This is a genomic window from Janthinobacterium sp. FT14W, from assembly GCF_009208755.1.
Classification (GTDB): domain Bacteria; phylum Pseudomonadota; class Gammaproteobacteria; order Burkholderiales; family Burkholderiaceae_D; genus Janthinobacterium; species Janthinobacterium violaceinigrum.
In genome coordinates this window covers 40,055-49,752 of record NZ_WFLL01000043.1, presented here as the reverse complement: position 1 = coordinate 49,752, position 9,698 = coordinate 40,055, and the positions used below count along the sequence as shown (strand labels likewise).

General features: G+C 64.7%; 9 protein-coding genes, 1 tRNA gene and 1 pseudogene. 3 read left to right on the top strand and 8 right to left on the bottom strand.

Going from position 1 to position 9,698, the window contains the following annotated elements:
* Positions 1-560 (top strand): annotated as a pseudogene (locus tag GCN74_RS28905) (hypothetical protein); the annotation flags it as partial.
* Positions 561-582: 22 nt separating this feature from the next.
* Here the strand turns inward: GCN74_RS28905 and GCN74_RS23025 are convergent.
* Both GCN74_RS23025 and GCN74_RS23020 read right to left on the bottom strand, forming a co-directional pair.
* Complete coding sequence (locus GCN74_RS23025; RefSeq protein ID WP_152258820.1) at positions 583-960, bottom strand: VOC family protein; 378 nt, start codon at positions 958-960, stop codon at positions 583-585.
* Entirely contained in the window at positions 957-1,748 is a 792-nt protein-coding gene (locus GCN74_RS23020; protein WP_152258819.1) for an alpha/beta fold hydrolase, read from the bottom strand. Before GCN74_RS23020 ends, GCN74_RS23025 begins: the two co-directional genes overlap by 4 nt.
* 336 nt (positions 1,749-2,084) lie before the next feature.
* Here GCN74_RS23020 and GCN74_RS23015 point away from each other — a divergent pair, with 336 nt between their 5' ends.
* On the top strand, positions 2,085-2,471 hold the full coding sequence (locus tag GCN74_RS23015; RefSeq protein WP_226939178.1) for a hypothetical protein: 387 nt from the start codon (positions 2,085-2,087) through the stop codon (positions 2,469-2,471).
* Between the two features lie 160 nt (positions 2,472-2,631).
* Here GCN74_RS23015 and GCN74_RS23010 read toward each other — a convergent pair.
* A tRNA-Asn gene (locus GCN74_RS23010) sits at positions 2,632-2,707 on the bottom strand.
* A 402-nt stretch (positions 2,708-3,109) separates the two neighbouring features.
* On the opposite strand from GCN74_RS23010, the gene GCN74_RS23005 reads away from it, so the two are divergent.
* Complete coding sequence (locus GCN74_RS23005; protein ID WP_152258818.1) at positions 3,110-3,817, top strand: GntR family transcriptional regulator; 708 nt, start codon at positions 3,110-3,112, stop codon at positions 3,815-3,817.
* Between the two features lie 124 nt (positions 3,818-3,941).
* Here the strand turns inward: GCN74_RS23005 and GCN74_RS23000 are convergent, their stop codons facing one another.
* The 5 genes from GCN74_RS23000 to GCN74_RS22980 all read right to left on the bottom strand — a co-directional run bounded on the left by GCN74_RS23000 (position 3,942) and on the right by GCN74_RS22980 (position 9,678).
* Positions 3,942-5,240, bottom strand: a complete 1,299-nt coding sequence (locus tag GCN74_RS23000; RefSeq protein WP_152258817.1) for an NCS2 family permease — start codon at positions 5,238-5,240, stop codon at positions 3,942-3,944.
* Positions 5,241-5,347: 107 nt separating this feature from the next.
* On the bottom strand, positions 5,348-5,749 hold the full coding sequence (locus GCN74_RS22995) for a GtrA family protein (protein WP_152258816.1): 402 nt from the start codon (positions 5,747-5,749) through the stop codon (positions 5,348-5,350).
* A 151-nt stretch (positions 5,750-5,900) separates the two neighbouring features.
* Entirely contained in the window at positions 5,901-7,361 is a 1,461-nt protein-coding gene (locus GCN74_RS22990; protein ID WP_193317209.1) for a c-type cytochrome, read from the bottom strand.
* Positions 7,358-9,016 carry a GMC family oxidoreductase gene (locus GCN74_RS22985; protein WP_152258815.1) on the bottom strand — a complete coding sequence of 553 codons (1,659 nt, stop codon included), beginning with the start codon at positions 9,014-9,016 and terminating at the stop codon, positions 7,358-7,360. Before GCN74_RS22985 ends, GCN74_RS22990 begins: the two co-directional genes overlap by 4 nt.
* Positions 9,013-9,678 carry a sugar dehydrogenase complex small subunit gene (locus tag GCN74_RS22980; RefSeq protein WP_152258814.1) on the bottom strand — a complete coding sequence of 222 codons (666 nt, stop codon included), beginning with the start codon at positions 9,676-9,678 and terminating at the stop codon, positions 9,013-9,015. Before GCN74_RS22980 ends, GCN74_RS22985 begins: the two co-directional genes overlap by 4 nt.
* Positions 9,679-9,698: the final 20 nt, after the last annotated feature.

Genomic DNA, 9,698 nt, shown 5'->3' with positions numbered 1-9,698 from the left:
GGCACTGGGCCGCTGGCGCGCTGTGCCTGGCGCTGCTGATCACGGCCATGCTCGCCGATGTACCCGGCACCGTGCCGCTGCCGTCGGCGCCGACGCCCTCCGCGGCCCCGCCCGCACTGGCAGTGCCGGCCGCGCCGGCAATGCTTGCACATGCGGCGCAAGCGGCCACCATCGTCAATACGGCGGGACCGCCCTTGCCTGCGATGCCAGTCGCGGCAGCAAGCGCTGGGGCGGGTGCGCTTGCCAGCGCCGGCAGTGCGGGCGTGGGTGCGCCGCGCAAGGCGCCGCCGCCCGCGCGCCAGGCCGCTGCGCGCGCGCAGGAATCAAGGCCCGCTGACGCACCCGGCGACAGCGACGTCGCCCTGCTGACGGCGATGGTGGCCCATGCGCACCGGCAAGATGGCACGGCGGCACCCATGCGCGACGTGGTGCTGCGCCAGCGCGAAGGGGAAACGGCGGAACTCCTGCAGCGCTGCCGGCAGCTGGGCCTGATCGAAGGCATGCTGTGCCGCTCGCGCATCTGCTCGGGCCGCTGGGACAGCGATCCCGCCTGCCACTGAACGCCGGGCGCCGGATGGAACGTCAGGCGCGTTCGGACACTTCGATCAGGTTGCGGTCCGGATCGCGCAGATACACGGAGCGGATGGGCCAGTTGGCGCCCGTGCGGGCCACCGGACCTTCCTCGATGGCAATCCCCAGCGCCGCCAGGTGGGCCATGAATTCGTCGAGCGGGACGGCGGCGATGAAGCACAGGTCCAGCGCGCCGGGCGTGGGCAAGTCCGCCTTGGGCAGGAATTCCTTGCCGGCCTCATGCAGATTGATTTTTTGCGCGCCAAACTTGAAGGCATGGCGGCCGGCGCCAAACGTTTCCAGCCGCATGCCCAGCACGCGCGTATAGAAATCGATGCAGGCTGACTTGTCGCGGGTGGTCAATACGAGGTGATCGAGGTGGTCTATCATGTATTTTTCGGGTGAGTGGCCACGTCCATGCGGCCTTGCAAAAAACCTTCCATCAGCGCCAGCAATGCCTGCGGCTGCTCCTGGTGCGGCGTATGGCCGCACTGCTCGACCATGGCGGGCACGGCATTGAGCGCCTGCGCCACGATCGTGTCGACCTGGGCCGCGCTGCCGTACTGGTCCTCGCTGCCCTGCACCACCAGCGCCGGGCATTCGACGGAGGGCAGCAGATATTCGATGTTCCAGAACTGGAAACCGTAGCTGAGCCAGGTATCCGACCAGGCCTTGAAGATGGTTTCCGTCTTGTCGCCATGGTATTTCGCCAGCGCGCGCAGCTTGCCCGCGCCAAACGCCGCGTCCGCCACGCGGATGCCCTCGAGCGTGATGCCCTCGACAAACACATGCGCCGCCTCGGTGATGATGCCGCGCAAGCGGGGCGGCTGCTGCGCCGCATAAATGAGGGCGATGCTGCCGCCGTCGGAATGGCCGACGAGAAAATGGTCCTGTCCCGGCAGCAGTGCCGCCAGCACCTGCGGCAACTCGCACAGCGCGTAATCGTGCAGGTAATGGATCTGGCGGCGCGCCGCCAGCGGCGACGACTGCCCGTAGCCATGGCGGTCGTACAGCAAGCCGCGGCAGCCCGTCGCCTGGCATAGCTGCGCGGGAAAATCTTTCCACATTGCACAGCAACCGAGCCCCTCATGCAGGAAGACCAGGCAGGGCTTGGCAGGGTCGCCCTCGATCAGTTCGTAATAGATATCGGTTTCGGCACTCAGGTTCAGTATCGGCATGGGCTAGGCTCGCAACGGTTTCCGCATCGACAGGTCGGCTGGGCCTATTGTGCCATTGTCCTGCGCGGCATGCGTGGCGCCCCCGTAAAAATAGCATGTTGGAAAGTATCTTGACGCTTGCCTGCAAGGTGTTTGCGCCAGCACAAATGGCCGCCGTTTTGCATGCTCGAATCGCCCCTTTTTACCTGCTTGCGGGCCTAAAATTAGTGCCTCCCCTCTTGGAGCAGACGGCTACCCTATCAGCCAGATCGTGACACTGGCCGTCACGGCAACAGATACGGCGTCTTGCCGCACGACGTCAGGCGCGGCGTCCAAACTATCGATCAGGAGCACATCATGGAAATGAAAGTAGAAGACAGGGCCGGCAGCAATCTGGCCGAACAGGAACTCACCGACTTGCCCGTGCAGCAGGAAAGCAAAACGGCAAAAGGGACGGCCGCAAAGGATTTGAACCTGAGCGGTAATGCCTTCACCACGTATTACACGTGGCGGGCAAACGGCGTGTTCCACGCCGTGAATTTCGTCAACGGCAACGTGAATGCCAATTCGCGCGTGTTCCTCAACATCAGCGAATTCAGCACCGATGCCCAGCATCGCTTCATCGGCGCCGCCCGCATGGCCGTGTACAACATCGCCCCGTACAACGGCGGTTTCCTGGCCTGGGTGGAAATTTCCTGGGGCAGCCCGCTCAATATCCGCTTCGACGTGTTCGTCGATCCCTGATCCCCGCAACACTGGGCGGGTCCCGGGGGCCAGCAGGCAAGCATCGCGTGCGGCGGCCGTGCATTGAAGGGATGGAAAGAGAGAAAGCGTAGAACGGGAATCGTGCGCGCAAAACAAAAGGGCCACGTGTTGCCACGTGGCCCTTTGCTACTGCTTGTTCTGGCTCCCCGACCTGGACTCGAACCAGGGACCTGCGGATTAACAGTCCGTCGCTCTACCAACTGAGCTATCAGGGAAAGGAGGCCGAATTATATACGTCAAAATTTCTCATGTCCAGTTGTTGCTGCATGGCGCGCAAAAACAGGCCGCCTGCCGCTGACTGCCTGGCCGGGATGCCAGGGCATCATGCGAGGGCATCGCAGGCACGGCAGCACGCGAACGCCATGCGGACGAGCGCTGCAGTGACATGGCGCGATGGCAACCATGTGCGGGACGGGCCGCTTACGCCAAACGGAGCAAGCCTGCGGGCTGCGGCCGCGCCCGTCTGCGCGGCGCCACGCAAGATAGTAGAATAGCCAGGCCTTCCCTACACGGATGGCGCAAAACGGCATGCCGGCAACGGGGCGTCAAGCACGCCGCCGCGCAGACATGCATTTGCAAGGTTCTGCCTTGCCCCTGGCTTACTGCTCTCACCCGATATGACAGAATCAAGCGCACCCCTGGTGGACAAAACCGGCAGCGGCGACAGCTCGGCGGAAATTGCCGAACATATGGCGGCAGCCATCGTGGCGCGCCAGCTGCCACCCGGCACGCGGCTGCGCGAAGAAGCGCTATGTCGGCTATATGGCGTCAGCCGCACGAAGATCCGCGCCGCCCTGCTGATTCTGTCAAAAGATAAGCTGATCCGCATGGTGCCCGACAAGGGCGCTTTCGTCAGCCAGCCGACGGAGGCGGAGGCGCGCGACATCTTGGCCGCGCGGCGCGTCATCGAGGCGGCCCTGGCGCGCGAATTCGTCGCCAGGGCCAGGCCCGCCGACTACAAGATGCTGGAACGCCACCTGAAAGCGGAACGCCTGGCGCTGGCGCAAGCGACGCCGCTGCGCTCGCAACTGCTGGGCGACTTCCATGTACTGCTGGCCGACATCGCCGGCAACGCCGTGCTGCGCGACATCGTGCGCGAACTGGTGGGACGCAGCTCGCTGATCACCATGCTGTACCAGTCCGGCCACGCCGCCGCCTGCTCATGCGACGAACACGGCCGCTTTCTCGAGGCAGCACGCAGCGGCGACGCCGACCTGGCGGCGCGCCTGATGGCAGAACACCTGGCGCATGTGGAAGCGGCCCTGCGCTTCGACGGCAGCGCCGGCGACGACAAAAAAGACTTGGTGGCGGCGCTGCTGATGTAGGCCGCGCCATCAAAAAAGGCCGCCCCTGCGGATGCACGGGCGGCCTTTTTGCGATTGCAGTTTCTTGATTGCCGCTTTTTTCGATGGCAGCACCGGACGCGCGGCTCCGGCCCTGCCTTCCCCGCTATTCGCCCAGGTAGATGAACTTGAACAGGAAGATGGCGGCGATGATGTAGGCCACGACCGACACTTGCTTGCCCTTGCCCGTCAACAGTTTCAACACGGCATAGGTGATGAAGCCGAAAGCCACGCCGCTGGCCACCGAATACGTAAATGGCATCATCAGGGCCGTGATGGCGGCCGGGATGCTTTCCGTGCTGTCATCCCAGTCGATATAGGTCAGTTCGCGCAGCATCAGGCAGGCCACGTACAGCAGCGCGGGCGCCGTCGCGTACGGCGGCACCGTGTGCGCCAGCGGGGCGAAGAACAGGCTGCCCAGGAACAGCAGCGCGACGGCCACGGCCGTCAAGCCCGTGCGGCCGCCCGCTTGCACGCCGGCCGCGCTTTCCACGAAGGCCGTGGTGCTCGACGTACCCAGGCAGGCGCCGGCGGCAATTGCCGTGCTATCGGCCAGCAAGGCCTTGTTCATGCGCTCCATCTTGCCGTCTTTCAACAAGCCGGCGCGGTTGGCCACGCCCATCAGGGTACCCGTCGCATCGAACAGTTCCACTAGGAAAAATACCAGCACCACGTTAACGATGCCGATCGACAGCGCGCCCATGATGTCGAGCTTGAACAGGGTCGGCTCGATGGCGGGCGGCGCCGAAACGATGCCGTTGAACTGGTTGCCGCCAAAGAAGAAGCTGGCGATGGTAATGGTGAGAATGCCGATCAGGATGGCGCCCGGCACTTTCAGGCGGTCCAGCGCGACGATGATGAAAAAGCCCACGATGGCCAGGATGGGCGCCGCCTGGTGCAAGTCGCCCAGGGCGATGATGGTGGCTGGATTCGACACTACCACGCCGGCGCTTTTCAGGGAAATGATGGCCAGGAACAAGCCGATACCGACCGTGATCGCCGTGCGCAGCGCGGGCGGGATGCTGTTGATGATCATCTCGCGCACCTTGAACAGGCTGACGAGGATGAACAGGCAGCCGGAAATGAAGACGGCGCCCAGCGCCACTTCCCAGCTCATGCCCATGCCCTTGACCACCGTGTACGAGAAATACGCGTTCAAGCCCATGCCCGGCGCCAGCGCGATCGGATAATTCGCATACAGGCCCATGATCAGGGTGCCGATGGCGGCCGCCAGGCAGGTGGCGACGAAGACGGAGTCTTTCGGCATGCCCGCGTCGCCGAGGATGGAGGGATTGACGAAGATGATGTAGGCCATCGTCAGGAATGTGGTCAGGCCGGCCAGCAGCTCCGTGCGCACATTGGTCCCGTTGTCCTTCAGTTTGAAATAGCGTTCCAGGAACTGCATGATTAACCCCTTGTTTTGGTAAAACCGCGCGCCAGGTCTTGGACTATGCGCATTTTTTTTCTTGCAACAACTCTTGCTTGAACTCTTTACTTGAACTCTACACTTGCCTACTTGCCCGGCGCGCTGGCCGGCTTGAAGGCCCACCAGCGGCTGCCCGCGAAATTCCAGACCAGTCCGATGCCCGTGGCCAGCACCTGCGCCAGCCAGTAATACCAGCCCAACTGGTGTACCAGCAACCACATCAGCCCCGTATTGATGCACCAGCCTATGCCCAGCAAGGTGAAATACTTGCTGGCCGCCTCGCCATGTCCCTTGTCGCTCTTGAACGTGAAAAAGTAATTAAGGAGGTAGTTGACGACGGAACCCATGATGTAGCCGATGCCGGAAGCGGCGGCGGCGCTGATGCCCGCCCATTCCACGCCGCCCCACAGCACGCTGTATTGCACGGCCGTGCCGGAAGCGCCGACGGCGGCGAAACGTAGAAATTGGTGATGCAGGGAATGGGACATTGTCAATTTTCAAATGAGGCAAAAACAATCGCCGGGATCGGGCCAGAATAAAAAATGGCTACGATTGCTCGTAACCATTTTTCAGCCTGCATTTTACTGCAAGTTGCGCCTAACGTTCATATTCGCCGCCGCTGCTGCGCCGCTCCGGCGCTCAAGCCTTGCGCTGACGGCGCCGGCGCAGCCCCACGAACAGCGCGATCAGCAGCAGCACGCCCACTGCGCCAGCAGGCAATATAAACGGTTGCATGCGGGCCAGCGCGGGCTTGTCGCCGCCGCTGCGCGCCTGCGCCACATAGGCGGGCGTGACGGACACGTCCGGGTTGCCGTACTGCTTCAGCACGTAGTTGGCGATCGAGGCGATCTGCTCGTCCGTCAATGACTGCACGTACGAGCGCTGGTCGAAACGGGGCATGAACGCTTCGTGCTCCTCCCCGTCGATCTTGCGCTCGACGCCGAACAGGATGGCCGAGACCAGGTTGGCCGGCGTGGCGCCACCCGTGGCCGTGTTGTGGAACAGGGCGGGATACGCCTGGCCCGTGCTGCCGGCGCCGCTGGCCGAATGGCAGCTGGCGCAATAGCCGGAAAACAGCACGGCGCCGCTGTTGAGCGATTGATGCTCAGTGGAACCGGCCATGCCGCGCAGCACCGCTTCTTCGCTGGCGGCGCTGCCATGGCTGAAGGCAGCCTTGGTCTGCCCCGGCGCGCGCACGGCCGGTACCGTGCGCAGCCATGCGACGATGGCGGCCACGTCGTCGTCGCGCAGGAACTGCAGGCTGTTCTGGATGGCTTCGGCCATGCCGCCCGCCGCCTGCCCCTTGCCCTCCACGTGGCCCGTCTTCAGGTAAGCCGCGAGTTCCGCATCCGTCCACGCGCCGATGCCGCTGACCTTGTCGGACGTGATGTTCGGCGCGTGCCAGGAACCCAGCGACGCGCCGGCCAGGGTCTGGCTGCCGATTTCCGCCATCAGCATGTTGCGCGGCGTGTGGCAGGCGCTGCAGTGCGCCAGGCCCTCGGCCAGGTAGGCGCCCCGGTTGATCTGCGCGCTCTTTGCCGGATCGGGCACGTAGCGTTTATTGTTCAGGAACAAGGTGTTCCAGCCCAGCATGGACAGGCGCACATTGAACGGGAATGGCAGGGCCGTCTGGCGCGCCGGCTCGTCGACGGGCTTGACGGCCTGCATGAAGTAGTAATACAGGTCGCCCACGTCCGCATCCGTCAGCTGCGCATAGCTGGTGTAGGGCATGGCCGGATACAGATGGCTGCCATCGGCGCGCACGCCCTCGCGCAAGGCGCGCGCAAAGTCGGCTTCCGTGTAGCGGCCGATGCCGCCCTTCTTGGACGGCGTGATGTTGGTCGCGTAGATCGTGCCCAAGGGCGAATCGATGGCGTAACCGCCCGCATACGGTTTGCCGCCCGCTGCCGTATGGCACGCCATGCAGTCGGCCGCGATGGCCAGGTAGCGGCCCCGCTCCAGGCGCGCATCGGGGCTGGCCGGGGACGGGGCGGCGGGACGGTCCGGCGTCAGGGCGACGGGCGGAACCGCCGCCACCGCATGCGCGGCCAGCGGCAAGCCCGCGGCCAGCGCCAGACTCAGCAGCAAACGGCGCATCATGCTGCCTCCCTTGCCAGGGTGCGGGCGATGTCGTCGGCCGCGCGCAAACCGAGCGCGGCCATGCTGAGGGTCGTGTTGACCACGCTGGCCGACGGCATGGCGCCGCCGCCGGGCAGCCACAGATTGGCGTGATCGTGCGCGCGGCAATTGCCGTCGACCACGGAGTCAAGACGGTTACTGCCCATGATGACGCCGCCCATGATGTGGTTATTCGCGTTCAGGCTGTCGGTGATATGGAATTCCACGGCGCCAAACAGCTTGCCGATGTGTTCGAGCTGCGCGTGCGCCGCCTTCGCGCCATTGCGCACGTAGTCGCCCACGTCGTAATAAATGTCGGGACAGGCCAGGCCCAGCGGGTCCTTGCGCGTCTTGCTCAAGGTCAGGCGGTTATGCGCTTCGGGCAAGGGTTCCAGGCTGATCGACAGGTCCACGCCAAACGCGGCGTGGCGGCGGATCTCGTCGTCGAGGTCCTTGCCCACCAGGCCCAGCTTGAGCGACTGCTGGGTGGCGGGTCCCACCCGGGTGATATTGTTCAAAATCATCTTGTTGGCCGAATACTGCGCGCGGAAGGCGCCGTCGCGCGGCCCCACCAGGCAGCTGCTCTGCGCCGGGCCGCGGCCCGTCCAGATCGGCTCGTTGGCCAGGAAAGTACAGTGGAAACCGGAATGGTCCATCATGTTGCGGCCCACCTGGTCGGAACTGTTGGCGATGCCGTTCGGATTGTTCTGGTTGGCCGCCAGCAGCAGCAAGCGGGGCGTTTCGATGCCGTTACAGGCAATCACGAAAGCCTTGCCCGTCGCCATGTGCGATTGTTTCTTCGCGTCATACCAGTGCACGGCCGTCACCCTGTTGTTCTGGTCCGTGTCGATGCGGTAGACGACGGCTTCGGCCAGCACGCCAGCGCCCTTCAGCTCGGCCCGCTCCACGTGGTGGATGCCGTTGTACATGGCGCCGATGGGGCAGATAGGCTGGCAATTGTTATTGCCGCAGCAAGTGGGACGGCCCTGCCAGGGGCGCGTCGAACGGCCCTGCGGGATGGGCACGGAACGGTAGCCGTGCGGGTTGACCACTTCGGCGAAGCGCTTGTCGCCATAGCCCCAGGGCACCATGTCCATCGGATACGGCGCGCTGCGCTCGCTGGGCGACTGCAGGGCGGGATCGTTGGGACCGGCCACGCCCATTTCCTGCTCGGCGCGGCAATAGTACGGTTCCAGCTCATCGTAGGAAATGGCCCAGTCGCGCCCTACCCCGTAATCGCTCTTCATGCGCATGTCGGACGGCAAATGGCGCCAGCACGACGCGGCCCAGTGCCAGGTGGTGCCGCCTACCGTGCGCAGATAGCCCTGCTGGAAACTGCTGCCGCTGGGGCCGGACAATTCCACATAGTTATTCTTCGGGAAATACAGGGGCGCGGGCGCGTTGTCCGCCTGCGGATACAGGCCCTGGAAGTCGGAACCGACGCGGTTTTCGAACGGCATGTTGCGCCAGTTTTCCACGGCTTGCCCCCGCTCGATGCGCAGGCCCGCTTCCAGCATGATCACGGAATGGCCCTGCGCGGCCAGCTGGTCGGCAATCATGGCGCCCACGACGCCGCTGCCCACGATGACGACATCGGCGACGACGTCGCCATTACTCTTGAATTGCGGTGATTTCATTTTGCTTGCTTGCCTTTCGGTTCGGGAGTGCCGGTGGTGGCCGGGGCGGGCACGGGTTTCGGCGCCACGGGCGCGGCAACGCGCACGGCCGGCGGCGCTTTCAGCCACCACAGGGGGCCGTAGTTGCAATACGTGGGCACGACCTGGCCATCGGCCACCGTGCGATACATCAACGCTTCCGCATATGCAACGACGATGGATTTCGTGCCCTGCGCCCCGTTGCCGGCGACGGTGCCCGTGTACCAGGCGGCCACGATGGCCAGCGCCAGCTCGCGCAGCCCAGGATCGGCGGCAGTGGCGGCCGCCAGCAGCGCCTTGGCCTCCTGGCCCGTGACGAGCAGCGCGCCCAGCTGCGGCAGGCGCTCGGCAAAGCCGGACACGTTCGTGCGCATGGCTTGCTCGATGCGGGCCGCCGTGCCAGCGGACAGATCGCGGTGGCCCGTGATCGTTTGCGATACCGTGTAGAACAGCATGGTGGCAGGCGCCGGTCCGCTGGCAGGAACGCTGGCCGGCGCCTGCATGGCGGCCGACAAGGGATTGCTCCAGAAGCCGGCCTGCGCCAGCAAGGCGGCCAGGCCGATCAGGGCGTGGCGGCGGCTGATGCGGGGAAGGGAGGGAGATGCTGCAGGTGCTACAAGTGGTTCGCTGCCTGGATGGTTCATGACGAGACTCCCGCGAAACG